Origin of the sequence: Nocardioides perillae, from assembly GCF_013409425.1 — a bacterium.
GTDB lineage: Bacteria > Actinomycetota > Actinomycetes > Propionibacteriales > Nocardioidaceae > Nocardioides > Nocardioides perillae.
This window is the reverse complement of the sequence record NZ_JACCAC010000001.1, coordinates 523,681-550,012: the sequence shown is the minus strand read 5'-3', so window position 1 is coordinate 550,012 and position 26,332 is coordinate 523,681. Positions and strand designations below refer to the sequence as shown.

At 71.2% G+C, this 26,332-nt stretch carries 26 protein-coding genes and 1 tRNA gene; 14 read left to right on the top strand and 13 right to left on the bottom strand.

Going from position 1 to position 26,332, the window contains the following annotated elements; all coding sequences use genetic code 11:
• Positions 1-291: 291 nt before the first annotated feature.
• Both BJ989_RS02590 and BJ989_RS02585 read right to left on the bottom strand, forming a co-directional pair.
• Positions 292-2,610, bottom strand: a complete 2,319-nt coding sequence (locus BJ989_RS02590; RefSeq protein ID WP_179516876.1) for an MMPL family transporter — start codon at positions 2,608-2,610, stop codon at positions 292-294.
• Between the two features lie 29 nt (positions 2,611-2,639).
• Complete coding sequence (locus BJ989_RS02585) at positions 2,640-3,239, bottom strand: TetR/AcrR family transcriptional regulator (RefSeq protein WP_179516875.1); 600 nt, start codon at positions 3,237-3,239, stop codon at positions 2,640-2,642.
• Positions 3,240-3,862: 623 nt separating this feature from the next.
• Here BJ989_RS02585 and BJ989_RS02580 point away from each other — a divergent pair.
• On the top strand, positions 3,863-5,041 hold the full coding sequence (locus BJ989_RS02580; protein WP_179516874.1) for a cytochrome P450: 1,179 nt from the start codon (positions 3,863-3,865) through the stop codon (positions 5,039-5,041).
• Positions 5,042-5,092: 51 nt separating this feature from the next.
• On the opposite strand, the gene BJ989_RS02575 is transcribed toward BJ989_RS02580, so the two are convergent.
• Positions 5,093-5,395 (bottom strand): DUF2243 domain-containing protein, encoded by a 303-nt coding sequence (locus BJ989_RS02575; RefSeq protein WP_218848686.1) that lies wholly within the window; start codon positions 5,393-5,395, stop codon positions 5,093-5,095.
• A gap of 56 nt (positions 5,396-5,451) precedes the next feature.
• On the opposite strand from BJ989_RS02575, the gene BJ989_RS18965 reads away from it, so the two are divergent.
• Complete coding sequence (locus BJ989_RS18965; RefSeq protein WP_218848685.1) at positions 5,452-5,745, top strand: transposase; 294 nt, start codon at positions 5,452-5,454, stop codon at positions 5,743-5,745.
• Between the two features lie 59 nt (positions 5,746-5,804).
• The gene (locus BJ989_RS18960; protein ID WP_179516873.1) at positions 5,805-6,497 is read left to right on the top strand and encodes a DDE-type integrase/transposase/recombinase; all 693 of its coding nucleotides are present in this window, start codon (positions 5,805-5,807) and stop codon (positions 6,495-6,497) included.
• On the opposite strand, the gene BJ989_RS02560 is transcribed toward BJ989_RS18960, so the two are convergent.
• The 5 genes from BJ989_RS02560 to BJ989_RS18955 form a co-directional block, all read right to left on the bottom strand.
• Positions 6,458-6,787: a hypothetical protein gene (locus BJ989_RS02560; RefSeq protein ID WP_179516872.1), complete on the bottom strand. Its 330-nt coding sequence runs from the start codon at positions 6,785-6,787 to the stop codon at positions 6,458-6,460. The genes BJ989_RS18960 and BJ989_RS02560 overlap by 40 nt on opposite strands.
• A complete protein-coding gene (locus tag BJ989_RS02555) occupies positions 6,784-8,463 on the bottom strand; it encodes a TadA family conjugal transfer-associated ATPase (RefSeq protein WP_179516871.1) in 1,680 nt (559 codons plus the stop codon). Before BJ989_RS02555 ends, BJ989_RS02560 begins: the two co-directional genes overlap by 4 nt.
• Positions 8,460-9,299 carry a MinD/ParA family ATP-binding protein gene (locus tag BJ989_RS02550; protein ID WP_179516870.1) on the bottom strand — a complete coding sequence of 280 codons (840 nt, stop codon included), beginning with the start codon at positions 9,297-9,299 and terminating at the stop codon, positions 8,460-8,462. The genes BJ989_RS02555 and BJ989_RS02550 overlap by 4 nt, the downstream gene beginning before the upstream one ends.
• A 3-nt stretch (positions 9,300-9,302) precedes the next feature.
• Positions 9,303-9,989, bottom strand: coding sequence for an SAF domain-containing protein (locus tag BJ989_RS02545; RefSeq protein ID WP_242530422.1), 687 nt, complete (start codon positions 9,987-9,989; stop codon positions 9,303-9,305).
• 303 nt (positions 9,990-10,292) lie between these two features.
• Positions 10,293-10,745: a helix-turn-helix transcriptional regulator gene (locus tag BJ989_RS18955; protein ID WP_179516869.1), complete on the bottom strand. Its 453-nt coding sequence runs from the start codon at positions 10,743-10,745 to the stop codon at positions 10,293-10,295.
• A gap of 202 nt (positions 10,746-10,947) precedes the next feature.
• Here BJ989_RS18955 and BJ989_RS02535 point away from each other — a divergent pair, with 202 nt between their 5' ends.
• Both BJ989_RS02535 and BJ989_RS18950 read left to right on the top strand, forming a co-directional pair.
• A complete protein-coding gene (locus BJ989_RS02535; protein ID WP_179516868.1) occupies positions 10,948-11,196 on the top strand; it encodes a hypothetical protein in 249 nt (82 codons plus the stop codon).
• Positions 11,193-11,450: a helix-turn-helix domain-containing protein gene (locus tag BJ989_RS18950; RefSeq protein WP_179516867.1), complete on the top strand. Its 258-nt coding sequence runs from the start codon at positions 11,193-11,195 to the stop codon at positions 11,448-11,450. The genes BJ989_RS02535 and BJ989_RS18950 overlap by 4 nt, the downstream gene beginning before the upstream one ends.
• Before the next feature lie 84 nt (positions 11,451-11,534).
• On the opposite strand, the gene BJ989_RS18560 is transcribed toward BJ989_RS18950, so the two are convergent.
• Both BJ989_RS18560 and BJ989_RS02520 read right to left on the bottom strand, forming a co-directional pair.
• Positions 11,535-12,893, bottom strand: a complete 1,359-nt coding sequence (locus BJ989_RS18560) for a tyrosine-type recombinase/integrase (RefSeq protein WP_179516866.1) — start codon at positions 12,891-12,893, stop codon at positions 11,535-11,537.
• A gap of 108 nt (positions 12,894-13,001) precedes the next feature.
• Positions 13,002-13,085: transfer RNA gene (locus tag BJ989_RS02520), tRNA-Leu, on the bottom strand.
• Positions 13,086-13,302: 217 nt separating this feature from the next.
• Between BJ989_RS02520 and BJ989_RS02515 the strand changes: the two genes are divergently transcribed.
• From BJ989_RS02515 to pknB, 7 genes are read left to right on the top strand one after another with little or no spacing between them, the layout of a single operon-like run.
• Positions 13,303-14,046 (top strand): FhaA domain-containing protein, encoded by a 744-nt coding sequence (locus BJ989_RS02515; RefSeq protein WP_179516865.1) that lies wholly within the window; start codon positions 13,303-13,305, stop codon positions 14,044-14,046.
• The gene (locus BJ989_RS02510; protein ID WP_179516864.1) at positions 14,043-14,522 is read left to right on the top strand and encodes an FHA domain-containing protein FhaB/FipA; all 480 of its coding nucleotides are present in this window, start codon (positions 14,043-14,045) and stop codon (positions 14,520-14,522) included. The genes BJ989_RS02515 and BJ989_RS02510 overlap by 4 nt, the downstream gene beginning before the upstream one ends.
• Positions 14,523-14,565: 43 nt before the next feature.
• Entirely contained in the window at positions 14,566-15,984 is a 1,419-nt protein-coding gene (locus tag BJ989_RS02505; protein WP_343049027.1) for a PP2C family protein-serine/threonine phosphatase, read from the top strand.
• Complete coding sequence (locus tag BJ989_RS02500; RefSeq protein ID WP_343049025.1) at positions 15,981-17,396, top strand: FtsW/RodA/SpoVE family cell cycle protein; 1,416 nt, start codon at positions 15,981-15,983, stop codon at positions 17,394-17,396. The genes BJ989_RS02505 and BJ989_RS02500 overlap by 4 nt, the downstream gene beginning before the upstream one ends.
• Positions 17,393-18,859: a penicillin-binding transpeptidase domain-containing protein gene (locus tag BJ989_RS02495; protein ID WP_179516863.1), complete on the top strand. Its 1,467-nt coding sequence runs from the start codon at positions 17,393-17,395 to the stop codon at positions 18,857-18,859. Before BJ989_RS02500 ends, BJ989_RS02495 begins: the two co-directional genes overlap by 4 nt.
• On the top strand, positions 18,856-20,550 hold the full coding sequence (locus tag BJ989_RS02490) for a protein kinase domain-containing protein (protein ID WP_179516862.1): 1,695 nt from the start codon (positions 18,856-18,858) through the stop codon (positions 20,548-20,550). Before BJ989_RS02495 ends, BJ989_RS02490 begins: the two co-directional genes overlap by 4 nt.
• Positions 20,547-22,310, top strand: a complete 1,764-nt coding sequence (gene pknB / locus BJ989_RS02485; protein WP_179516861.1) for a Stk1 family PASTA domain-containing Ser/Thr kinase — start codon at positions 20,547-20,549, stop codon at positions 22,308-22,310. The genes BJ989_RS02490 and pknB overlap by 4 nt, the downstream gene beginning before the upstream one ends.
• A gap of 31 nt (positions 22,311-22,341) precedes the next feature.
• Here pknB and BJ989_RS02480 read toward each other — a convergent pair whose 3' ends face one another.
• Positions 22,342-23,088, bottom strand: a complete 747-nt coding sequence (locus BJ989_RS02480) for a DUF881 domain-containing protein (protein ID WP_179516860.1) — start codon at positions 23,086-23,088, stop codon at positions 22,342-22,344.
• A gap of 51 nt (positions 23,089-23,139) precedes the next feature.
• On the opposite strand from BJ989_RS02480, the gene BJ989_RS18555 reads away from it, so the two are divergent.
• Entirely contained in the window at positions 23,140-23,604 is a 465-nt protein-coding gene (locus BJ989_RS18555) for a cell division protein CrgA (protein WP_179516859.1), read from the top strand.
• Between the two features lie 227 nt (positions 23,605-23,831).
• On the opposite strand, the gene BJ989_RS02470 is transcribed toward BJ989_RS18555, so the two are convergent.
• Entirely contained in the window at positions 23,832-24,776 is a 945-nt protein-coding gene (locus tag BJ989_RS02470) for a rhomboid family intramembrane serine protease (protein ID WP_343049023.1), read from the bottom strand.
• A 51-nt stretch (positions 24,777-24,827) separates the two neighbouring features.
• Positions 24,828-25,343, bottom strand: coding sequence for a peptidylprolyl isomerase (locus tag BJ989_RS02465; protein WP_179516858.1), 516 nt, complete (start codon positions 25,341-25,343; stop codon positions 24,828-24,830).
• A 209-nt stretch (positions 25,344-25,552) separates the two neighbouring features.
• Between BJ989_RS02465 and BJ989_RS02460 the strand changes: the two genes are divergently transcribed.
• Positions 25,553-26,317 (top strand): F0F1 ATP synthase subunit B family protein, encoded by a 765-nt coding sequence (locus BJ989_RS02460; protein WP_179516857.1) that lies wholly within the window; start codon positions 25,553-25,555, stop codon positions 26,315-26,317.
• Positions 26,318-26,332 lie beyond the last annotated feature (15 nt).

The following is a 26,332-nucleotide window of genomic DNA, read 5'->3' as shown; positions in this document are numbered from 1 at the left end:
GCGCGAGCAGCGACGAAGGAGCCGTATCGACAGAGACATCGCGCGCGGCCTGCGCGAGATCGAGGAATTCCTCCGGCTTCGGTGCTCCCCGCCGGTGAATGAGCCTCACGGCGGGACGCGGCCAAGGGTACGCCACGGCCGACCGAGGCCGCTTCGATAGTCGCGCGAGCGGGCGGATCCCTTCATCCCGTACGGGCCGAGCCAGGCTCGCTACATGTGCCGGTGACGCAGACCAGCACGCGCCCCGGCCACACCGCCCCCTCCTTCGCACGCGGCCGTGAGGGCGGGCCACTACTTGCCGATGACCTCAGGACGACGCGCCACCTCCGTGTCCTGACGTTCCGTGAGCATGCGCAGGAGCCTGTCGCCCTCGACATCGAGGTCGGGCAGCATCCGGTCCAGCCAACGCGGCAACCACCAGGCCTTGTCGCCGAACAGCGACATCAGCGCCGGAGTCAAGGTCATGCGGACCAAGAAGGCGTCGATGAGGATGCCGATCGCAAGCGCGAAGCCGATCTGCTTGATCATCACGTCATGGCTGAAGATGAAGCCGGCGAACACCGAGACCATGATCACCGCGGCGGCGACCACGACACGGCTGGCCTGATCGAAACCGTGAACCACGCCGGCCTCGCCGTGGTGGCCGTGGACGTGGGACTCGCGCATCGAGGAGACCAGGAAGACCTGGTAGTCCATCGCTAGCCCATAGAGGATTCCGGTGACAATGACCGGGATGAAGCTGAACAATGGCCCGCCGGTGTCGACCCCCACCATCCAGCCAAGCCATCCCCAAGAGAACACCGCAGTGGTCACCCCGAAGGTCGCCAAGATGCTGAGCAGGAACCCGAGCGTGGCCTGGATCGGTACGACGAGTGACCGGAACACCACCAGCAGAATCAGGAGCGACAGCCCCACAATGATGATCAGGTACAGCGGGACGATCTCGGCGAGCCGGTCGGACATGTCGATGCCGATAGCGGTGAAGCCAGTGACGCCGATCACGACGTCATGATCCTGGGCGACAGCCGAGCTGGGTGAACGGAGCGCCTGAACGAGGTCGGCCGTGGCATCGTCGTCTGGGCCCGAGGTGGGGATGACACTGAGGACTGCCATCTCCCCGTCCTGACTGGTGCCCAATGGCACCGCAGCGACGATCTCCTTGCGCTGCTGGAGCTGTTGGGTCACCGCGCCGAGGGTCCGAGGCGTGACGGCGGCGCCATCGGCGGACTCCACGGTCACCAGCAACGGACCGTTGTACCCCTCACCGAACCCGCGGGTGACCGCCTCGTAGCTCTGCCGCGCGGCGGTGTCGGTGTTTGCGCTGGCACCCGTCGGCAAGCCGAGGTCCATGCTCGCCGCGGGAACAGCACCCACCCCCAAGACCGCCACTACACCGAGGATCACCGGCCAACGCAACCGCACCACCGCCTTGACCCAGTGGTCGGCCACGCTGTGGCTGTCCTCCTCCCGGCGGGTATGCCCCTTCTTGCGGGCTTTGGCCGACACGATCCGCTCCCCGATCAGTCCGAGCAGAGCCGGCAGCAGGGTCAGCGCGATGAGGACAGCGAGCAGCACCGTGGCCGCGGCGACCAGAGCCATGGTGGTGAGCATGGAGATGCCAATGACGGTGAGCGCGACCAAGGCCACGATCACGGTGAGACCGGCGAAGAGCACGGCGCTGCCTGCCGTTCCAACCGCCCGGCCAGCCGCCTCGCGGGCGTCGAGGTCGCGATCGATGATCAGTCGCCGCTGCCGGTTGACCACGAACAACGCGTAGTCGATTCCCACCGCGAGGCCGATCATCAACGCCAGGACAGGGGTTGCGGTGTTCATCTCCACCGTCGTCGACAGGGCAAACGCCGTTCCCACGCCCACCCCGACCCCGACGAGGGCGGTGATCAATGGAAGGCCAGCGGCGACGAGCGAGCCAAGCGTAAGAACGAGGACCACGGCCGCGACCGCGAGACCGACCACCTCGGCGGCGCCGACCGGGATCTCGATCGCCTTCAGCGAGTCACTCGGCAGGACCCGCAGACCGGTGCCCCGCTCCGCATCCTCGACGACCGACAAGACCGCGGAGACCTGATCGTCGGTCAGCGACGTGGACGGCACGGTGAACTGGAACTGGAACAGCGCCACTGGCGCCTGAGTCGAGACCAGCACCCCCGGCACCGGGGTCCCGTCGAGGACCAGCGGCTGGTACGGCGGCGCCGTCCCCGGCCCGCTTTCCGGCTGGTCAGCCCCAGGCCCTCCCGGCGGCTGCCCCTGACCCTGGCTCAAGTCAGCCGGGTTGATGACCTGGTCCAGCTCGTAGACGTCCTGGACCGTCTCAGCGATCGCGGCCATCCGCGCGGGGGTATCCAGCCGGTCGCCGTCTGGAACGGTGAACACCACACTGGCCTGGCCTCCCGATGCCTCCGGCAGCTCCCGAGAGACCCGATCGAGAACCTGCTGGGCCTCGGTGTTGTCGATCTTCATCTCCGAGGTCACCTTCACCCCGTTGACCACCAGTGCAGCCACGACGGCAGCCAGCACCAACACCCACCCGACGATGATGGGCCAGGGCTTGCCGAAGCAACCGCGCCCGAGGCGGTACAAGAACGTGGACATGGGCTGCTCCTCAGCGAGTGATGTGCGGGTCAGAACCCGGTACGGAGGTGATTGAAGACCTCAGTCAGGAACTCGTCGAACTCCACGGCGTCGCGACTCGGCGGATCGCCAGGAAGGCGGACGTCGACGAGCCCCTCCAGCGCGGTGGAGACCATGCCGTAGACGGCGCCGACCAACAGGGTGAGGTAGGAAGCCGGATAGCGTCCGGCCGCCACGGCGGCCACCCGCTCCTCGACCTCCAACCGCATCCGGTGCTGGACGTGATAGACGTGAGGCGCCAACGATAGATGCGCGCGCGCCAACGCCAGCACCTCCCGCATCCGGGAAAGCCCCGCTGTCGTCAACTGCAGCCGCAGCACGACCTCGACCGCGTCCAGTAACGGGCGCCCATCCGACACGTCCTCGAGTGCGTCGGCGGCAGCCTCAATACCGGCGTAGGCGACCGATGCCACCGCCGCTTCCTTGCAGGGGTAGTGGTTCGCGAATGTACGACGCGAGTAGCCGGCCAACTCTGCGACCTCGTCGATCACGAACCCGTCCAGGCCGCGCTCCTTCGCCAGGCCAAAGGCAGCCTCGGCAAGCGCCTGTGCCGTCGCCGCACGCTTCCTCTCCCTCAGGCCTTGGGTCACGACCATAGCCTCCCAGGCACTTGCCCAACAGGCAAAATTGCCTGATCTGCACATCACATTCTGGTCGCGCCCCCCCGGACCGGCCGCTGCGCAGTCGCCGGCCGCGCGACCCCTCCTCGGAGCGGCTGGTCACCGGCGCGGCACTGCTGCCGATCGCCCTGCTGGGCGGCGCCGTTCAACCTGACCCGGTTCATACCCGGCAGCTCGCCCTACGACCAGCACAGCATCCCCCAGCGGATCCTCGGAATGCCGACCGCCCTGCTGAGCCAAGACCTGATCGTCATCACCGCTGCTCTGGGCCTCGCCATGAGGCGAGCGGCGCGGCGTGGGTGAGTCCTCCGTCTGGGGTGCGCTGAGTCGGCACCGGACGACACTTTGGCGCCGCCAGGAGTCTCGACTTGCATGACGGGGTGTGCTGTACTCAGAGTACAAACTCATTGTTGAAACTGAGAGGGTTGTCTGATAGTCCACGGCCCCAGGCCGATCGCCGCCTCCTGCCGTTGCGCCCCTCGCGGCACTGCACAGGCGAACCACACGCCACACCAGATCCGGCCGTTCGAAGGTGGAGCGGCGTCGAGGGCGCCTGGGAACGAAGCAGACGATGAAGCCACCTGGAGATACCGATGAGCAACCAGCAGCTGACCTACAGCCCGTTCGATCCCGACATCATCGCTGACCCTTACCCGGTCTACCGGCAGCTGCGCAGTGAAGTCCCCGCCTACTGGTCGGAGCAGGCGAACACCTGGGTGCTCAGCCGATACGTCGACGTCTGCGCGGCGCTCGCCGACCCGGCGACCTACTCCTCTGCGTCCGGGATCTTCCCGACCCCTCCCGGGGTGGACATGACCCAGTTGTTCTTGCCCATGCTCATCATGACCGACCCACCGCGACACACCGCGCTGCGCAAGATCGTCAGCAAGGCGTTCACCCCCCGGCGAATCGCCGCACTCGAACCCCACATCCACTCCATCGTGGACGATCTGCTCGATGATTCACCGAAGTCGGATGGGTGGGACTTTGTCTCTGGGTTCTCCGGACCGCTGCCGGCCATCGTGATCGCCGACATGCTGGGCGTGCCGCGGGCAGACCGTGACCGTTTCCGCACGTGGTCCACCACTCTCATACAGTCCAACCCCGCCCGTGGCGAGTTCGGCCCCGGTCTGGAGGCCGCCACATCCCTCTACGACTACTTCTCAGAGTTTCTTGCTGAACGACGCGCGCGCCCTCAGGACGACCTCATGAGCGCGCTGGTCCAGGCCGACGCCGACGGCGAACGCCTCAGCGAGGATGAGCTCCTCGGCTTCTGTCTGCTGCTGCTCGTGGCCGGACACGAGACCACCACGAACCTGCTCTCCAACAGCGCGGTCGTGCTCGCTCAGCAGCCCGATAGCCGCCGGCAACTGGCGGACCGCCCAGAACTCGTTCCCGGCGCCGTCGAAGAGCTGCTCCGCTACGACTCCCCCGTCCAGGGCCTGTCGCGCACCCTTACCCGGCCGGTCGACGTGCACGGACAACACATGGCGACTGGCGAAACCGTGCTGCTGCTCTTCGGCTCCGCCAACCGAGACGACCAGGCATTCTCAGACGCCGACCACTTCGACCTCCATCGCGCTCCCGAACGGCAGGTCGCGTTTGGACGTGGGATCCACTTCTGTCTCGGCGCGGCGCTGGCGCGGCTCGAAGCGCGCATCGCGCTGCAGGCACTCCTCGCCCGCCAACCGGACTGGGAAGTCGACCTGGATTCGGCCGTTCGACTCCGCTCTGGCCCCATCCGCGGCTACCTGTCCCTGCCCCTGGAGTAGCGCAGGTCGGCGGAAGGTCCGGCGCGGGCGACAGCCACACGCAGTTCCTCTTCAGCTGCCGACCGAGGCTCGGCGTGCCACTGCTCGTGCCCGTCGCTCCATCACCGCTGAACCGCGCTTGTGCAGCAGCCACCCACTGATGACCAGTGGCACGCCGAACGCTAGGAACCCGAGATCCCACGACAGTGGGGCGCCGATGTCGTCGCGCACATGGTGAACACCGAGCAGGTGATGATTGACGATGCCCTCCAACAGGTTGAAGATCCCCCACCCCGCGAGAACCAGGCCGAAATGGAAGGACCAACTCGGAGCGAAACGGCCTCCACGCCAAGCCTTGATTGGGGACTGCTGCACGAATAGGTGACATCTGATCTGTGGTGCCGAGAGGTGCCGCTGGAAGGATGTGCACTGTGCCGAAGCCGTACCCCAAGGAGTTCCGCGACGACGTCGTTCGCGTCGCGAGGAACCGTGAGCCGGGAGTCCACCTCAAGCAGATCGCTGCCGACTTCGGCATCAGCGAGTCGTGCCTGACGAACTGGATGAAGACCGCAGACGTCGAGGATGGCGTGAAGCCGGGGACGACCGCTGCCGAGAGCGCCGAACTTCGTGAGGCGAGGAAGAGGATCCGGCTGCTGGAGCAGGAGAACGAGGTGCTGCGCCGCGCGGCGGCCTATCTGTCGCAGGCGAACCTGCCGGGAAAATGATGTACCCGCTCGTCCGCGAGCTGGCCGTGGACGGGATCCCCGTTACGGTGACGTGCCGGGTGCTCAAGATCGCGCGTCAGCCCTACTACCGCTGGCTCCAGCGTCCGGTCACCGACGCCGAGCTGGAGGAGGCCTACCGCGCCAATGCGCTGTTCGACGCCCACCGTGACGATCCCGAGTTCGGCTACCAGTTCCTGGTCGACGAGGCACGCGAAGACGGCGAGCCTATGGCGGAGCGGACCGCGTGGCGGATCTGCTCGGACATGGGCTGGTGGAGCGCGTTCGGCAAGCCCAAGCGCGGGAAGGCGAAGAGGCCCGGCCCACCGGTCCACGACGACCTGTGCGCCACCGTCGACAAGCACGGCGTGATCCGGCACGAGTTCAATGCCGATGGGCCGAACGAGCTGTGGATCGGCGACATCACCGAACACCGCACCGGCGAAGGCAAACTCTACCTCTGCGCGTTCAAGGACGTCTACTCCAACCGGATCGTGGGCTATTCGATCGACTCGAGGATGAAGTCCCGGCTCGCGGTCGCGGCGCTCAACAACGCGGTCGCCAGGCGCGGCGGCGTGGTCGGCTGCATCGTGCACACGGACAGGGGCTCGCAATTTCGGAGCCGGAGATTCGTCCGTGCACTCAACCGTCACCACATGGTCGGATTGAACCGCCCCGGCGAGTCCGGAGAGCTGATTCGTTGGAAGGATCACTCTCATGGCACGTCCCTCGAAGTACCCGACCGAGCTGCGTGAGCGCGCGGTGCGGATGGCGGGATGCCTACGATCGCGGCCGGGACGAGGACGATGGCGATCACCCAGCCGGTCACCAGCGCGACCAGGAGGCCGGCCACGGCCCCGCCGATCATGAGCATCCGGGTACGCCGGTCGAGCCGGACGAACCAGCTTCCGAGCCGTCCGAACGGGGTGGTGGTCCGGGCTGGCTTCGGCGGCTTGGGCGGCGCCGGGATCATCGCGTAGACCATGCCGATCAGGCCGCTGACGATGAGGGCGCCGAAGACGGCGGGCAGGAACGCGGTGCTCATGAGGTGGCCACCCCCGGGTTGGCCTGGGACTCGGCCTTGTACGCCTCGAGGTCGAATCCGTGGCGTGCCAGCTCCTGGGCGAGGAAGTTGTCGAGCTTGCCGGTCGCGACGGCCTGGCCGAGCTGGTTGGGCGCGAAGATCGGGGTGGTGGCGTACCCGCGGGCTGCGTCGATGCTCGGCTGGACGACCAGGACCTCCTCGACCCAGCGCTGCTTGCGGAAGGTGCCGTCGCCGTTGGGGACGACCTCGGAGCGCAGGTACATCACGATGTCGATGGCGGCGGCGAGCTTGCTGATCGCGAGCTCGCGGGTGACCTGGGGGCCCTTCTCCATGGCGCAGGAGACGAGCTTCTCGATGGTGTGCTCGGCGCTGCGGGCGTGGGTGGTGCTGATCGAGCCCGGGCCGGACTCCATAGCCTTGAGCATGTTCCAGACCTCCGGGCCGCGGACCTCGCCGACGATCTGGCGGGCGAGGTTGAACCGGAAGGAGTGGTGGATGGCCTCCTCGAGGCTGAACTCACCGGCCTGGCGGCCGTCGATGCCGACTTCGCCGGATCCGGGGCGGTGCTCCCAGGCGTGGACGATCTTGTGCCGGTCGACAAGCTCGTGCAGGTGCAGCTCGAACTCGGTCTCGAAGGTGCCGATCATCTCCCAGGGCGGGATGCACGAGCACAGGGCGCGGACCCAGGTGGTCTTGCCGGAGCCCTGGACGCCGGAGACGACGATGCTCTTGCCGGCCCGCACGCAGGCGGCGAGGAAGTCGGCCAGGACCGCGGTGCAGGCCTTCCGGTCGTAGACCATCTCGTCCATGGAGACCTCGCGCATGCCGTGGCGGCGGATCACGACCGAGGTGTAGGCCATCACCCAGGAGCCGGCAGCGAGCCGCGCTCCCCCGGGCAGCCGGAGGTCCAGGTGCGGGCGGGCCTCGGTGAAGGGCCGGTTCTGTCGGGCGCCGAGGTCGGCGAGGAACTCGCGCAGCTCGTCCTCGGAGTCGGCGATCGGGTCGGCCTCGACCAGGGTGCCGTCGACGAGCTCCAGCCACACCGCGCAGACCGGGCCGCGGGCGATGACGATGATGTTCTCGACGTCCTCGCGCTCGACCAGGGGCTGCAGGCGGCCGAGCCCGAACAGGGCGGCGTGAAGGGCGGACTTGAGCGCCTTCTCCTGGTCCTTAGTCCACGGGGGCCGGCCGGTGGAGACCAGCGTCTCGGCCTCGGACTTGATGAGCTCCTCGATGACGTCGAGGCCCATCTGCTCGCGGTCCTCGTCGGTGACCCGGCCACCTTCCTTGTCGAGCCGGGCGGTCAGTCGCGAGGAGATCTCCGCGCGGTACTGCGCGATCAGCTCCCAGTCCAGTTCGACCCGGCCGTCCGCGCCGGGGACGTTGTGCTGGTGCTCCTCCGGTGCGGGCGCCACGAGCGGGCGCAGACTGAACTCCGAGCGAGCACGGCCAGGAAGCTCCTGCTCGCTGGACCAGGCGCCGGCGAAGATCGGCAGGGAGGTCGGGTCGTGGTCCTCGACGACCGACGGCGGGGGCGGCGGGGTGCAGTTGGTGCTGCGGCCGCGGGCGAAGGGCGAGGTCTGCTCCCGGCTCGCGGCATGGCGGGCCTCGAGCCACTCGTCGGCGCGCAGCGGGTCTCGGCCGTTGGTGTCCGGGTGGTGTCCGTTGGTGCTCATGCGTGGCCTCCGTTCGTGGGAGCGAGGGCGGCCTGGTTGGCGCCGAGGATGGACTGGATGGCCGCGGCGCTGGCCCGGTAGCCGCGCAGCAGCCCGGAGGATTCGAACTTGCGGGGCTTGCGCGCGCCGTGGGAGTAGACCTCGGCCACCTCGGGCTCCCACTCCACCGACGCAACGACGGGGATCTGCAGGGCCTTGGCGATGTGGCGGGCGCTATAGGGCCGGACTCGAGCGCCGGTGGGCATCGCGGGCCAGCGTCGTTCCTCGTCGACGACGAGGACCCCGAGCCGAGACAGGCCACCGACCCCGGCGAACTGGGCGCGCAGGGTCTTGGCCCAGCTGGTGGCGCCGGCCAAGGCCGGAAGCGAGCTGCGGGTGACCAGCAGGGTCAGGTCGGAGGCGGCGATCAGCGGCTGGGGCCAGCCGGCCAGGCCGAGCCGGCCGGCGTCGACGATGACGTCGTGGCCGTTGCGCTCCAGAGCGCGCAACTGCTCGGTGAGCGGGTCCCACAGCGGTAGAAGGCTGGGCGCCTGGTCGTGGGCCCGGATGCCGGGCAGGAACCACGCCGAGCGCTCGGCCGGTGCCTCGGGGTCCAGCAGCAGCGTCTCGCGCGGTAGGGCGTCGGCCAGCGTTCCGTCGCGCAGGGAGAGGGCAAGGTTGATCAGCCCGCCGGTCGGCTCCTGGGTGCCATGGAAGAAGCCGGCGAAGACCGAGGAGGAACCGGTCGGGTCGGCGTCGACCAGGAGCGCCGGGCGATGCCAGTTGAGGGTGAGCCCGAGCGCCGTGGTCGAGACACCAGGCGAACCGCTTCCGGATGCCAGGACGATCAGCGCCATGCCTCAGCGCTCCCGGGCGTCCAGAACGAGAGCAACCCGTCCGGTGGCGGCACGGGCAGCCAGGTCGGCAGCATCACCCTCGGGCACCGAGACGTCGACGACGGTCTCCCCTGTCTCCTCAACCCGGCTAACACCAACGACGATTGCCTCGACGGTGACCGGGTCCTTGTCGGTGACCTCGCCCTGATCACCGGGGGTGGTGACGATCCGGACGACGTCGCCGCCATAGAGCGGCTCCGAGGGCATCTGGCCGGGAGTGAGGCTGATGCCCACGAGGGACTCCCCTTCCCCCGGAACCAGACTGTCGGTGACGGCCTGCTCAGTGAGCAGGGTGCCGGCCCACAGGTCTACCGCAGCGCGGTTGCCCTCAAGCTCAGCCTTCTGACTGCCAGGAAGCGGCGTCAGCGCGGGATCGACGCTCACCCGAACCACCGAGAGGTCGCCGGCCTCGATGATCTCGCCGCGCTTGACGTCCTGGCTGACGACGAGGACCTCCCGGGTGTCGTTGACCGACGTGAAGACGAACGCCGTTCCCAAGGCGCCGGCGACAACCAAGGCGACGCACAGGGCGAACACCCATGGCCGGCGGCGCCGCCTGGGTCGCGGTCGCGGACGGCCGTCAAGCGCGGGCATCGCGCCCGTGGCGCGCGGTGTCTCGGCTGGCAGGGGTTGAGCGGTGTTCTGCGGCATGGGTCCCGAGTCCTCTCGTGTCTCGATCACCTACGTGTCAAGACGGGCCCGGAGCGATCAACGCGAGCCCAACTCGATAGAACAACACTAGTGCAGTTCTATCGCTCCGCTCGATATCCACAGGTGACCGATCCCGAGATGCCATCGCCCAGTCCTGACCAGAGGGTTACGCGGCTCAATCCCCCCGATGGGACCGAGCATCAACGCCTCCGAACGATCCGGAGTCCATGGGACCACAAAATCGTCCGATCTCCCGGAACGAGTTTTCTCCCTGTGGATATCGGTCAGACCCGACGAAGACGTTTAGACCGAGGCTGTTTCGCTCCGGCGGCGTTGCCGTTGCGCTTCACGGAATGCTGCGACAACAAGCTCCACTGGCTCCCCGAGTGCGGACGCGAGTCCTTCGAGCGACTGTGGTCCGGGTAGCCGAGTCCAGCGTCCTTGCTCCCACGCGTAGTACGTCGGGACAGCCACGTTCACGGACCCGGCGAGTTCGAGAACGGTGAGCCCTGCCTGCAGCCGTAGCGCCCTGAGATCCGAGACGTCGCCGTCGAGGTGGATCAGCCGATGCGGCGGGATGTCGAGGGCCCGCGCGAGCTTGACCACGAAGTCTGGGCGGGGAACTGACGTGCCCAGCTCCCACCGGGATACGCGTTCACCCCCGGCCGCGCCGACCAGACGCGCCAACTCATGCTGAGTCAGACCCGCCTTCTCGCGAGCAGCCCGCAGTTGTGAGGGGTCAAGACCGGAAACCATCAGCGACGAACCCTACCGCCCAACTGCTGTGGGCTTGCGCCTTCTGATCTGACTGCGTCCTGAGGACTGCTGCCCTCCGGGCTACCGACCCGGGACCGACCTCCTCGCGCCGCTCTGTTCTCGTGCAAGTTGGCCGGACTTGATCGCCGCAGGGGGCTGCCCGGACTTAGGAGACCGTCCGGACACTGAGAGGAGCAGTCTCTTGCAGCCCATCGACATTCCCGCCGACTGGAACGGCAGCGCGCTGCTGACCATCGAGGAGTTCTGTTCTCTTGCTCGCACGCCGCAGGGGACGGTGCGCTCCTGGCAGGCACGAGGCATCGGCCCGCGGTTCTGGAGGTTCAACGGCACCGGCCGGCTCTATACGACGGTCGACGAGGTGCGGCGTTGGGTCGCCCCACGATCCGCCGCGATTGATCTTCGAGACGGTGAACTAGGGGGCCGACGGTGAGCGAGGCATCGAGTTGGCGTCCCTTGCTCACCGTTGAGGAGGCGGCTACCTACCTCAACGTTCCGACGAGGTGGGTGGCAGATGCTGTTCGGGAGCGGAGGGTGCGCTGCACGCGGATCGGCAAGCACATCCGATTCCGTCCGGAACACCTCGATGAGTTGATCGACGCAGGCGAGCAGCCAGTCTCCGCATCACCTCACACGCTGAGCGTTGTCCGGCCGCCGAACTCTAACCGTCGCCGCTCAAAGCTGTGAGCAGGGCGCGAGTGTCCTTCCGGCAAAGACGGCAGCACGCCCGCGGCGCGGTGAAGGCCTCGACTGTGAAGGCATCAACCGCCCTCATGTCGCGGCCTCTTTCTCCACCGAACGCGACACGCCCTGATCCCGAGCCGGCTTGGTGCGCTTCTCGGACTTCTTTCCCTTGCCCTTCTTTCCCATCGACGATCCAGGGCCGGGGCGGATCGTCCCTCCGGTCAATGCAGTGTCGATGATGCCGGAGATGAGTTCGTCACCAGCTGGGAGCAGGTGGCCATAGGTGTCGATCGTCGTCGTGATCGACTCATGCCCTAACCGGGCCTGGATGTGAGGCAAGGGCGCGCCGCCAGCCACCAACCACGCGACGTGGGTATGCCGCAGGTCATGGAATCGGAATCGAGCAATGCCTTCGGCCTCGAGCGCCGTCATCAGCTTTCGCCACACGTGCGTGCTGAAGTCCCCGTTGTGCAGCGGGTATCCAGCGTTTGAAACGAACACGAAGTCATCAGCAGCCTTGCCTTCAATGCGCTTGCGCAAGACGGTGAACAGGGCGGGCGAGATGGTGATCGTCCGGCGCGACTTGGTTGTCTTGGGCACGCCCAAGTGGTGGTCGCGCATCGTGTGCTTGGGCTTCAACAGCTTGGCGAGCCACCCTGGAACGTCAGTGGCATCGTCCTCTCCGTTGCGCTTCCACGCCTTGTTGATTCGGACTGTGCGGCGCTCGAGGTCCACATCGGAAACCCAGAGAGCTCCGAGTTCGCCGAACCGCATGCCGGTGCCCACGGCCACGGTCAGGAGGTCGGCGTAGGGTCCGGCCAGCTCGACCGCACGCTGCAGTTCTCGTTCCGTAAGGAACCGCAGCTCCGGTCGTGACTGCTTCACCCTGGACATCCGTGGGGCCGTCCCGACGGCAGGGTTCGCCGACAGCCAGCCGCGCTTGACTGCGTATCCGAAGACTCCGTGGATCAGGCCGTGATAGTTCGCCTTCGTCTTGAGGGACCGGTCCCAGTCGATCAACCAGTCCTTGAGGTCTGCCTCGCTGATCGCCGTGACCGGCTTGGTGAAGATCAGCGATCCTCGGATCCTGGTTACTTCAAGCACGCGGAGGTGGCCCAGATAGCGCTTGCGCTGGCCGGGCGAGAGGTCGACGATCTGGCGGACGTATTCCTCGCCGATGTCGACGAAACGCGGCGGCTCAGTGAGCGGATCTGCCTCGCTGGCTGGTCGGACGAAGCCCTCGCCCTTCACCCAGCCGTCTGGCCATCGCTGGCCGGCAGCGTCCACCATCTTCTTGAAGCCCTCGGCCCGGGCGAGGTTCTGCGCGTCGGTGCCCGCGCTGAAGACCTCGAGCTGTACCGCGCCGTCCCGCGTGCCTCCCAGGCGCCACTTCACGCGCGCCGAGATCCCGCCGTCGGTGCGGCGCCGCTTCTCGATGTATGCCACGTCCAAACCTCTCCGAGTAGAGGCTGGTGCACCCTTCGTGCGCCCTTGGGGGCTCAGGCTAACTCCGGAAATGAGTAAAGCCCCAGGTCATCCCCGGGGCCACTCACGTGCGCGAGGGGGGAGTTGAACCCCCACGCCCTTTCGGGCACACGGACCTGAACCGTGCGCGTCTGCCTATTCCGCCACTCGCGCGTGAAGCAGGAGGGAGGCTATCCCACCGCCGACCCGGCGCCCAAACCGGTGCCGCCCGCGGGGGGAGCGGGGGCCGCAGCCGCGCCCCGTTACGATCGGCCTTCGACCGGGCACGACACTCAGGTCCGCCTGCCGCTGCGCGCAGCACGCCCCGCACGGGGCGGCACGACGCGGCGCGGAGCGGGCCGACGAGCAGCGAGACGGGAGGTGGACAGGCGTGGGTGCGTTCCAGAAGTTCGAGAACCGCCTCGAGCAGGCGATCTCCGGCGCCTTCGCCCGCGCCTTCCGCAGCGCCGTGCAGCCGGTCGAGATCTCCGCAGCGCTCCAGCGCGAGCTCGACAACAACGCACAGATCCTCAGCCGCGACCGGCGCCTGGTCCCCAACTCCTTCCACGTCGAGCTCTCGCCCGTCGACCTCGAGCGACTCGCGCCCTACGACTCCGCGATGGCCGCCGAGCTCACCGACGCCCTGCGCGACCACGCCGCCCAGCAGGCCTACGTCTTCCCGGGCCCGGTGCGCATCGCCTTCGAGGAGGCCGCCGACCTGACGACCGGGCGCTTCCGCGTGCGCAGCCGCGCCGAGGCCAAGGTCAGCGGCAACGACACCCGCACCCAGGTCGGCCGGGCCCGCGCGGTGCTCGAGGTCAACGGCACCACCCACGCGCTGCACCCGCCGGGCGTCGTCGTGGGACGCGGCACCGAGGCCGACATCCGGGTCAACGACCCGGGCGTGAGCCGGCGCCACGCCGAGTTCGGCGTCAGCCGCGGCGCCGACGGCACCGTGCGCCTCGCCGTGCGCGACCTCGGCTCGACCAACGGCGTGGTCGTCGACGGCCAGAAGGTCGCGCAGTCCCCGCTCGACGACGGCTCGGTCGTCAAGGTCGGCAACACCACCCTCACCGTCCGCCTCGTGCCCGACCCCGACGGCTCGGGCGCCTCGACCGGGGAGGCGCACCGATGAGCGAGCTCACCCTCTTCCTCGTCCGCTTCGCCTACCTCGCGATCCTGTGGATCTTCGTGCTGTCGGCGATCTCGGTGATCCGCTCCGACATGTTCGGCGCCCGCGTGCCGCAGGCGGAGCGGGCCGGCTCCGCGCCGCGGGGCGGGCAGCGGCAGGCCACCGCCAAGCCGCCGCGCCGCCGCGGCTCTCCCACCCACGTGCTGGTGGTCGAGGGCGCCAACACCGGCGACCGCGCCGAGCTGTCTGAGGCGCCGATCCTCGTCGGCCGCGGCACCGACGCGGCGATCCGCCTCGACGACGACTACGTCTCCACCCGCCACGCGCGGGTCGTGGCCAGCGGTGACCAGTGGTTCGTCGAGGACCTCGGCTCCACCAACGGCACCTACGTCGGGAGCGCCCGCATCACCCAGCCCACCGCGATCACGATGGGCACCCAGGTGCGCATCGGCAAGACGGTGCTGGAGCTGCGCAAGTGACCCCCGGACCGGTCCGGCACCCCCAGGCGCCCGGGGCCGCGCGGTGACGCCCGGCGCGCCCACGCCCGGCACGCCGGAGGCCGACGACCAGGACACCGGCACGCTCCCCGTCGCCGGTGGCCTGCTGCTCGACTGGTCGGCGCTCTCCGACGTCGGTCGCGTCCGCAAGGACAACCAGGACAGCGGTTACGCCGGACCCTGGCTGCTGACCGTCTGCGACGGCGTCGGCGGTGCCGCACGCGGCGACGTCGCCTCGTCGACGGCCGTCGGGCAGCTGCGGCGCCTCGACGCCGACCCGGCCGGGGCCGACCTGCTCGCCCTCGTCGCCGGTGCCCTGCACCGCGCGCACGACCGCATCGCCGAGCTCGTCGACGACGACCCCGAGCTCAACGGCACCTCGACCACCGCCACCGTGGCGCTCTTCGACGGCCACCGCCTCGGGGTCGGCCACGTCGGCGACAGCCGGGCCTACCTCCTGCGCGCGGGCACGCTGACGCAGATCACCCAGGACCACACCTTCGTGCAGAGCCTCATCGACGAGGGCCGCATCACGCCCGCCGAGGCCCGCACCCACCCCCACCGCAACCTCATCCTGCGCGCGCTCGACGCGGTCCACGACGTCGAGCCCGACCTCTTCCTGGTCGACCTCGAGCCCGGCGACCGGGTGCTGGTGTGCTCCGACGGCGTGCTCTCGCTCGACGACGACCGCATCGCCGCCCTGCTGGCCCAGGGCACCCCCGACTTCGCCGCCGTCGAGCTCGTGCGCGAGAGCCTCGAGGCCGGCAGCACCGACAACGTCACCTGCGTGGTCGCCGACGTCACCGACGACCCCTCCCGGCTCTCCCCCGACCTGCAGCCGCTGCTCGTCGGCGCGGCCGCCGACCTGCCGCGCCGCGGCGGCCCCCGCACCGGCCTCTTCCGCACCCACCGCCCCGGCGAGGTGCCCGAGCAGCCGCCCGTCCCGGCCGACCTGCCCCCCCACGTCGAGTACGCCATCCCCGCCGACCCGCTCGACCCCGAGGCCGCGCGCTACGCCCCGCGCCCCCCGCGCCGCTTCACCTGGGTGCGCCGGGCCCTCGTGCTCTGCCTGCTCGCCGGCCTGGTCTGGGTCGCCGCCGCGGCGGCGTGGGCCTGGAGCCAGCGCCAGCACTACGTCGCCGAGGTCGACGGCCAGGTCGCGATCTTCCGCGGCCTCAACGCCGACCTCCTCGGCCTCGAGCTGTCCTCGGTGCGCGAGACCTACGACGTCGACCTCGACCGGCTCTCGGGCTTCGACGCCGACATGGTGCGCGCCGGCATCGAGTCCGACAGCCTCGCCGGCGCCCGCGCCACCGTCGAGCGGCTGGCCGCCCGCCAGGAGCCCGAGCCGGCCGACCAGCCCGCCACCGGGACGACCACCGAGCCCACCACCGAGCCCACCGCCGAGCCCACCGCCGAGCCCAGCGAGGAGGCCACCCCGTGAGCGCCACGTCCGCCGTGCCGGCGCAGTCCGGCGTCCTGGGCTTCGTGCACCGTCGCCGCCGCGGCGCCGAGCTCTTCCTGCTCGTGCTCGCCCTCGCGGTGGGCATCGGCGCCTACGTCGCCGTCGGCATCGGGGTCGAGGGCGAGGTGCCGACCGACGTCCTCGGCTACGGCGGGGCGCTGACGGCGCTGCTGGTCGGCGCCCACGTGCTGGTCCGGTTCACCGCGCCGTACGCCGATCCCGTGCTGCTGCCGGTCGTCGGCGCGCTCAACGGGCTGGGGCTCGCGGTGATCCACCGCCTCGACCTCGCGACCGACAGCTCCGACGCGGCCAAGCAGCTGGTCTGGATGACGCTCGGCGTCCTGCTCTTCGCCGGCACCCTGCTGCTGCTGCGCGACCACCGGGTCCTGCAGCGCTTCACCTACACCTCCGGCCTGGCCGCGATCGTGCTGCTGCTGCTGCCGCTGCTGCCGGTCATCGGCAACGAGGTGCGCGGCGCCCGCATCTGGATCAACGTCGCGGGCTTCTCCTTCCAGCCCGGCGAGGTCGCCAAGGTCCTGCTGGTCGTCACCTTCGCGGGCTACCTCGTGCTGCACCGCGACGCCCTCGCGCTGGCCGGGCGGCGGGTGCTCTTCGTCGACCTGCCGCGCGGGCGCGACCTCGGGCCGATCCTCGCCATGTGGCTGGTGAGCCTGGGCGTGCTGGTCTTCCAGCGCGACCTCGGCTCGTCGCTGCTGTTCTTCGGGCTCTTCCTCGTCATGCTCTACGTCGCGACCGAGCGGGCCGGCTGGCTGGTCGTCGGCGGCGGGCTCTTCGCCGTGGGCGCGTTCTTCGGCTACCAGGCCTTCGGTCACGTGCGCCGGCGCTTCGACGTGTGGCTCAACCCCTTCGACCACTACGGTCCCGGCACCGACGACACCGCCTTCCAGCCGGTCGAGGCGATGTTCGGCATGGCGTGGGGCGGGCTGCTCGGCCGCGGCTTCGGCGAGGGCAGCCCCGAGCGGGTGCCCTTCGCGGAGTCCGACTTCGTGCTCGCCGCCCTCGGCGAGGAGCTCGGGCTCACCGGCGTGATGGCCGTGATCCTCTGCTACGGGCTCATCGTCGAGCGCGGCCTGCGCGCGGCGCTGGTGTGCCGCGACGCCTTCGGCAAGCTGGTCGCCACCGGCCTCGCGCTCGTCTTCGCGGTGCAGGTCTTCGTGGTCATCGGCGGCGTCACCCGGCTGATCCCGCTGACCGGCCTCACCACCCCGTTCCTGTCCTACGGCGGGTCGTCGCTGGTGGCCAACTGGGTGATCGTGGCGCTGCTGCTGCGCATCTCCGACCAGGCCCGCCGCCCCGTGCCCGACCTCTCCGACCCGGTCGGCTCCGGCGACGACGAGGCCACCCAGGTCGTCAAGGCGGTGCGCGCGTGAACAAGCCCATCCGCACGCTCTCGCTCTTCACCCTGCTGCTCTTCGTGGCGCTGCTCGTCAACGTGACGGTGCTGCAGTACGTCCAGGCCGACGAGCTCAACGCCGACGACCGCAACCGCCGCGTCGTCGTCGCCGCCTTCTCCCGCGAGCGCGGCGCGATCCTCGCCGGGCGCGACCCGATCGCCGAGAGCGTGCCGTCGGACGACGAGTTCGACTTCCAGCGCACCTACCCCGAGCCGCTGCGCTACGCCCACACCACGGGCTACTTCTCCTACTACAGCCAGACCGCCCTCGAGCGCAGCCAGAACGAGGTCCTCTCCGGCGACGACTCCCGGCTCTTCGTGACCCGCCTGGCCGACCTGCTGACGCAGGCCGACCCCCAGGGCGGCAACGTGCAGACGACCCTCGTCCGCGACGCCCAGGTGGCGGCGTACGACGGGTTGCGCGCGCTCGGTGAGGACACGCAGGGCGCCGTGGTGGCGCTCGAGCCCGGCACCGGCAAGGTGCTGGCGATGGTCTCCTCGCCCAGCTTCGACCCCAACCGGCTGGCCAGCCACGACCTCGGTGCGGTGACGCAGGCCTACGAGGAGCTCGAGGCCCGCGAGGACCAGCCGCTGCTCAACCGCGCGATCCAGACCACCCTGCCGCCCGGCTCGACCTTCAAGCTCGTGACGGCAGCGGCGGCGCTCGAGGAGGGCCTCTACGAGCTCGGCGACCAGGTGCCGGGCGGCGACACCTACCAGCTGCCGCTGACCAGCGGCCCGACCGGCCTGCTCGACAACGGCGGCCGCTCGTGCGGCTCCGAGACCGTCTCCTTCACCCAGGCGGTCGCCAACTCCTGCAACACCACCTTCCTCGCCATGGCCGACGAGCTGGGGGTCGAGGCGCTGCAGGACCAGGCCGAGGCGTTCGGCTTCAACGCCGAGTACCTCGACGCGTTGCCGGCCCAGGCCGAGTCCCGCTTCCCCGGCGACCTCGACCAGGCCCAGACCGCGCTGGCCGGCATCGGGCAGTCCGACGTCGCCGCGACCCCGCTGCAGATGGCGATGGTGGCCGCCGGCATCGCCAACGACGGGGTGGTCATGAAGCCCTACCTCGTCGACGAGGTGACCTCCCCCGACCTCGACGTGCTCGAGCGCACCGAGCCGACCGAGCTCTCCCGCGCCACGTCGCCGGCGACCGCCGAGGCGCTCACCGAGATGATGGTCGCCACCGTGTCGAGCGGCACCGCCACCCCGGCGCAGATCCCCGGGGTCGACGTCGCGGGCAAGACCGGCACCGCGCAGAGCACGCCCGAGCGGCCGCCCTACGCGTGGTTCGTCTCCTTCGCCCCCGCCGACGACCCCCAGGTCGCGGTCGCGGTGCTGGTGGAGTCGACCGACGTCGCGCGCGACGAGATCGCCGGTGGCGCGCTCGGCGGCCCGATCGCCAAGGCGGTCATGGAGGCGGTGGTCAACCGGTGACGACCCCCGCAGGCCCGCGCACGGTGGACCCCGCCGGTCGCTACGCGCTCGAGTCGCGCATCGCCACCGGCGGCATGGGCGAGGTCTGGCGCGCGCGCGACACCGTGCTCGACCGTGCGGTCGCGGTCAAGCTGCTCAAGCCCGAGTACGCCGACGACGCGACGTTCCGCGCCCGCTTCGAGACCGAGGCCCGCCACGCCGCCGCGCTGCACCACCCCCACGTCGCCGCGGTCTACGACTTCGGCGAGACCGCGGCCGACGACGGCTCCGGCGTGCCGCGCCCCTACCTCGTCATGGAGCTGGTGGACGGCCAGCCGCTCTCGGCGCTGCTGCGCCCGGGCCAGCCGATGGCCGCGACCGCCGTCACCGGGCTGCTGGCGCAGGCGGCCGACGCGATCGGCGCGGCCCACGCCGCGGGCATCGTGCACCGCGACGTGAAGCCCGCCAACCTGCTCGTCACCCCCGACCGGCAGGTGAAGATCACCGACTTCGGCATCGCCCGCGCCGCCGAGGGCATGGCGCTGACCCAGACCGGCCAGGTCATGGGCACACCGCAGTACTTCTCCCCCGAGCAGGCGCAGGGCGCGCCCGCCTCCCCCGCCTCCGACGTCTACTCCCTCGGCGTGGTGGCCTTCGAGTGCCTGGCGGGTCGGCGCCCCTTCGACGGCCCCACACCCGTCGCGGCCGCGCTGGCGCACGTGCGCGAGCCCGTGCCCGACCTCCCGGCCGCGGTGCCCGCCGACCTCGCCACCGTCGTGCGCACCTGCCTGGCGAAGGACCCCGCCGACCGCTTCGCCGACGGCGCCGCACTGGCGGCCGCCCTGCGCGACCCGGCCACCGCCGCGACGGCGATCGTGGCCGGCGGCCCCGACGACGACCGCACCCGTGTCGTGCCCGGCCTCGTCGCCGGCGCGGCGGGCGCGGGTGCCGTGGGCGCCGGCGTGGCGGGTGCCGTGGGCCCCGCCGCGGCCGGCACCGCGCCGACCGCCGTGGTGCCGGGCGCGGCGAGCACCGGCGCGACGCCGCTGGGTGGCGGCCGCGGCGCCGGTTCCGGTGAGGGACCCGGTGAGCGACCCGGTGACGGTGCGGGCCGGCGTACGGCGGTGGTGGCCCTCGTGCTCCTGCTCGTCGTCGCGGCTGCGGTGGCCGCGCTGCTGCTCGCCGGTCGCGGCGACGACGACGAGCCGACCGACGCCCCGACCACCGCCGGGCCGACCGAGCGCCCCTCGCCCACGGCCACGGCGTCGGAGGACACGAGCGTGCTGGTCGACCCCGACGACTACGTCGGCCGCCCGCTCGACGAGGTCGTCGCCGACCTGCGCTCGCTCGGCCTCGAGGTCCGCGAGGACGAGGTCGACAACCCCGGCGGCGAGGAGCCCGGGATCGTCACCGCCGTCGACCCGGCCGGTGACCTCGAGGAGGGCGACCGGGTGACGGTGTCCTACTGGGGCCCGGAGCCCGACCCCGTCGAGGAGCCCGACGAGGAGGAGCCGGACGAGGAGGAGCCGCAGGAGCCGGCACCCACCCCGGAGCCGACCCCCAGCCCCGAGCCGACCGAGGCTCCCGCGCCGACGGAGCCGACCGACCCCGCGACCGAGGGCGACGCCCCGGCCGACGCCCCCAGCGAGCCGGCCGCCGAGCCCGCCCCCACGACCCCCGCAGCCCGCACCGCGGCAGGAGGCCAGCGATGACCGAGCCGGGATCCGGCGGACCCCTCGTCGGTGGGCGCTACCAGCTCGGCGAGCTGCTCGGCCGCGGCGGCATGGCCGAGGTGCGCAAGGGCACGGACCTGCGGCTGGGCCGCACGGTCGCGGTGAAGCGGCTGCGCACCGACCTCGCCAGCGACGCGACCTTCCAGGCGCGCTTCCGCCGCGAGGCGCAGAGCTCGGCCTCGCTCAACCACCCCGCCATCGTCGCGGTCTACGACACCGGCGAGGAGATGGCGACCGACGGCTCCGACGTCGCCCAGCCCTACATCGTGATGGAGCACGTCGCCGGCCGCACGCTGCGCGACGTGCTGCGCGAGGGTCGCAAGATCCTGCCCGAGCGGGCCCTCGAGATCACCTCGGGCGTGCTCTCGGCGCTCGACTACAGCCACCGCTCGGGGATCATCCACCGCGACATCAAGCCCGGCAACGTGATGCTGACGCCGTCGGGCGACGTCAAGGTGATGGACTTCGGCATCGCCCGCGCCGTCAGCGACGCGGCCTCCTCGATGACGCAGACCGCCGCCGTCGTCGGCACCGCGCAGTACCTCTCCCCCGAGCAGGCCCGCGGCGAGACCGTCGACTCCCGCTCCGACGTCTACTCCACCGGCTGCCTGCTCTACGAGCTGCTGACCGGCCGCCCACCGTTCGTCGGCGACAGCCCGGTCGCGGTGGCCTACCAGCACGTGCGCGAGCCGGTCGTGCCACCGTCGCACCACGACACCGAGATCCCGCCCGAGCTCGACGCCATCGTCGTCAAGGCGCTCGCCAAGCGGGTCGAGGAGCGCTACCAGTCCGCGGCCGCGATGCGCTCCGACATCGAGCGCTACCTCGCCGGGCGGCCGGTGCAGGCGCCCGCGGTCGCGCCGGTCCCCCCGTCGTACGCCGACCCCGCGCCCACCGCGGTCGTCCCCACCGCCGCCGGGCGCACGGCCGAGCCCGCGGAGGACCGCCGCCGCGGCGGCCTCGTCGCCGTCGTCGCGCTCCTGGTCGTCGCGCTCGTGGTGCTGGCCGCGGTGCTGCTGCCGCGGCTCGTCGAGTCGCCGCCCGAGCAGGTGCAGGTGCCCAACCTCGTCGGCCTCACCGAGGGCCGAGCCGAGGCGCTCATCGTCGAGGCCGGCCTGGTCGCCGGCCAGCCCGACTTCGCGACCGACCCCAACGTGCCGGAGGGGCAGGTCATCAGCCAGGACCCCAACCGCGACACCTTCGTCGACCCCGGCACGACCGTCACCTTCGTCGTCTCCAGCGGCCGGCCCACGCTGGCGGTGCCGTCGGTGACCGGCCTGCAGCGCGTCGACGCCCGGGCGCAGCTCGAGGCCGCCGGCCTGCGGGTGCGGCTGCGCGAGGAGGACTCCGACGAGGACCAGGGCCGGGTCACCCGCACCGACCCCGCCGCAGGCACGACGGTGCCCGAGGGCTCGACGGTGACCGTCTTCTACTCCGACGGGCCCGAGGAGGTGCCCGACGTGGTGGGGCGCCAGGAGGACCGCGCCCGCAGCATCCTCGAGGATGCCGGCTTCCGCGTCGAGGTGGTCTTCAGCAACGACACCGACCAGCCGAGCGGCACCGTCATCGGGCAGAACCCCGACGGCGGCGAGACCGCCGACCAGGGCGACGTCGTGACGCTGGTGGTCTCCAACCTGGAGGAGCCGACGCCCACGCCGACCCCCACGCCGACGGAGTCGCCGTCGCCCACCGAGTCGCCCACCCTGCCGCTGCCCAGCGAGAGCCCCTCGCCCTCCTGACCCGCGCGAGAAGCCCCGCCCGGCCGGAGCGTCAGCCGAGGGGCTCGGCGTACTGCAGGTCGAGGACGCCGCTGAAGCCGGGGGCCGACAGCGAGTCGTCGAGCTCGACGTCGAAGCCGACGTCGATCGTCGGGTCGGCGGCGGCGGCGCGGTAGTCGCCGACGTTGCGGTCGTCGGCCAGGGCGTCGAGCAGCTCCTGCTGGTCGCCGATGCCGGAGATGACGTAGGGCTGGGGATAGGGGAAGCCCTGCAGCTGCACCGAGCTGCCCTCGCACTTGATGCCGGTGGTCGACACCACGCGCTGGCCCTGGATGGTGACGGCGGTCGCGCCGCCCTTCCACAGTGCGTTGACGACCGCCTGGATGTCCTGCTGGTGCACGACCAGCGGGTTGACGTCGCCGCGCACGGCCTCGACCGACTCGATGAGCTCGGCGGGCGCGTCGGAGAGCGTCACCGTGACGCCGGGTCCGCTGCGGGGCTCGGTGCCGGCGGGGTCGCCCAGCACCTCGATCTGGCGGCGGTAGCGGTTGACCGTGCGGTCGCTGACGCGCTGGCTCAGCGCGCGCACCTCGGCGTCGAGCTGCGCGGTGCGCTCGCGCAGGTCCGCGACCCGAGCCGCCTCGTTGTCCACCACGGTCGAGAGGTCGGAGAAGCGGCCGGGGCGCAGGTCGGTGCCCTGGCTGTCCTCCGCGCTGACGACGAAGAGCGCCCCGCACAGCAGCACGATCACGGGCGTGCCGAGGCGCCACGCGGGACTCCTCGGTCGCGTCGGCTCCATGCCGTCTAGGCTAACGGGCGGCCCCCGCCGACCACCGATCGAGGAGAACCCGTGGCGAAGTCCAAGTCCGAGCAGGACCCGCTCCGCACCGACGGCCGCCCGCGACCCTCGGTGCTGTCGGTGCGCTCCGTGCTCGCGCTGCTGCTGTTCGTGGTCGGTGTCGCCTGGATCGTCTACTACTGGACGGTCGTGCGCCCCGACGGCTTCGGCGAGGCACCGGGCGGGCCCGGCGCGATCGCCGACCTGGGCCGCTGGAACTACGTCATCGGCTTCGGCGCCGCGCTGCTCGGCCTCGCGGTGGCCGCCCACCCCACCACCCCGCTCGGCCGCGGCCGTGGGGTCGTCGTCGGGATGCTCTTCTGCTTCCTGGTGGGGCTGATCTGGATCTGCACCTTCTACGTCTTCACCAACACCGCGACCGACGTGCCGGTGATCACCGACCTCGACCAGTGGAACCTCGTCGTCGGCATCGGGTTGATGGCCGTCGGGTTCGTCTACGCCACCCGGTGGGAGTGACCTGGCGCCACCTCGCAGCCGACGCGCTCGACGCACCCGGAGCCCCGGTCCACCCTGCGGTGGGCCGGGGCTCCGTGCGTCCGGGGCCCCGGAGTTGTCCCCAGCTGTGGAGAACCCTGGGGAGGAATGACACGCGTGTAGTTCTCCACAGGTGAGTGCACAGCTGGGGACGACGGGACCCGGCGGCGGGGCGCCGCGGGCGGCCCGTCACCCGGAGGCCTGGGGCGTCAGAGCAGGAGCGCGGTGCGCACGGCCACGAGCAGCAGCAGCACCGCGGCGACCGCGCCGAGGCCGCACAGCTGCCAGAAGGTGCGCGAGCGGCGCGGCGCGTAGGCCAGCACCGCCATCACGACGACCCCGCCGAGGAAGCCACCGAGGTGGCCCTGCCACGAGATGAAGCTCGACCCGACCACGGTGATGACCGCGTTGATGCCGAGCCAGGTGAGGATCTGCGAGACGTTGCCGCGGACCTTGAGGGCCACGACCAGCAGCGCTCCCATGAGACCGAAGACGGCGCCGGAGGCCCCGAGGGTCGTGACGTCGGGGGCCGTCAGCCAGTGCACCGCGGTGGAGCCGGCGAGCGCCGAGAGCAGGTAGAGCGCCAGGAAGCGGCCGCGCCCCAGGACCGCCTCGAGCTGCGGGCCGAGCACCCACAGCGCCAGCATGTTGAAGCCGACGTGCCAGACCTCGACGTGGGTGAAGGCGCTGGTGAGCAGCTGCCACAGCGCGCCGTCGGCGACGCCGGGCGTCCACACCGCGCCGCCGATCGCGTCGCAGATGCGCTCGTCGGCGGTCGGGTAGTAGCCGCGGTAGTCGCCGTCGCGGCACACGCCGACCCCCGACTGCGCCAGCCGCGCCACCCACGCGCTGCCCGCGCCACCGGTGGCGAGCACCAGGAGCCACACAGCCGCGTTGACGACGATGAGCCCCAGCGACGTGCGGGTGGGGTCACCGCTGCGACGACCGCCGTACGCCGTGCGGCCCTGCCGCGTCGACCGCGCGCCCTCCGCCACGCACCCGGGGCACTGGAAGCCGACCGCCGCGTCGCGCATGCAGTCGGGGCAGATCGGCCGCTCGCACCGCTGGCAGCGGATCCAGGTCTCGCGGCCGGGGTGCCGGTAGCACGTGGGCACCCCGGTCGCGGGTCCGGGCGGCGGGCTGGGCTCGCTCACGGGTCGGCCGTCGTCAGCGGGTGGGCGCGGGGTCGGCCGTGGCCGGGCGCGTCAGCCGCGGGTGATGGTGACCGACTCGATCACCTGGGGCTCGGTCGGCTTGTCCATCGCGCCGGTGCGCGTGGTGGCGATTTTGTCGACCACGTCGCGCGAGGACTGGTCGGCGACCTCGCCGAAGATGGTGTGCTTGCCGGTCAGCCACGGGGTGGCGCCGACGGTGATGAAGAACTGCGAGCCGTTGGTGCCCGGGCCGGCGTTGGCCATGGCGAGCAGGTAGGGCTTGGTGAAGGCGAGCTCGGGGTGGATCTCGTCCTTGAAGGTGTAGCCGGGGCCGCCGGTGCCGGTGCCGGTGGGGCAGCCGCCCTGGATCATGAAGCCGTCGATGACGCGGTGGAAGACCAGGCCGTCGTAGAACGGGCCGCTGCTCTTGCCGCCGTCGGCCTGGTAGTCCTTGGTGCCCTCGGCCAGGCCCACGAAGTTGTCGACCGTGGTCGGCGCGTGGTCGGGGAAGAGGGTGACGACGATGTCGCCCTGGGTGGTCTTCAGGGTCGCCTGGAGGTCGGCCATGACTGCCTTTCGCCGCGTCCGTCGCCGGCCGCGTGGGGTTCGGTGGGTGGTGCGGGAGTCGCGCCGCAGCGCGGCGCCCGGTCCGCCGCGGGGCGGGGGACGCACTCCAGGAGTGTCCCACGCAGCGGCAACCGCCCCACCCACAGGCATGGTCTGGGCCGCGCAGGGGCATGGTTGGGTGGACCCGAACCGACGAGAGGATGCCCCTGATGCGTCTGCGCAAGAAGAAGTCCTTCCTCGACCAGGCGGTGGAGCAGGCCGGCGACCTCGCCGACGCCGTGCGTCCCCACCTCGAGCAGGCCGTCGACTCGGCGCGCGAGCTGGCCGCCCCGGTGCTGGCCGACGCCCGCGCCAAGGCCGCTCCGGTCGTCGCCGACGCCAAGGTGCGCGCGGTCGAGAGCCTCGCCGACGCCCGGGCGAAGGCCGCCCCCGTGGTCGCGGACGCCCGCGCCAAGGCCGGCCCCGCACTCGCCGAGGCCCGCGAGCGCGCCGCGTCGGGCCTCGCCGACGCGCAGACCAAGGCCGCGCCGGTGATCGCCGCCGGCACCGCCGCGGCGGGCGCCAAGGCCACCGCCCTGCGCGGCCTGGCCGACGCCAAGGTCGCCGAGCTGAAGGGCGAGCCGGCTGCTCCCGCCTCGACGGGCGGCGGCAGGCTGAAGAAGCTGCTGCTGCTCGCGCTCCTCGCGGGTGGTGGCGCGGTCGCCGCGAAGAAGCTCGGTGGCGGCCGGCAGGAGTCGCCGTGGCAGAGCTCCTACACCCCGGCTCCCCCGCCGAAGCACGCCGCGACCGGCCCGAGCGCCGCGGCCGGTGGTGCGGGCGGGGCGGGTGCGGCGGGCGCGGCCGGCACCACGACCGACCCCGGTGGCGGCACGCCCGACGAGGCGGTCGCCGACCAGGTCGAGGAGCCCCACGTCACCACCACCCCCGACGAGCCCCTCGAGACCGTCGAGATCGACGACCCCGACAAGTCCTGACCCACCGGCCGCCCG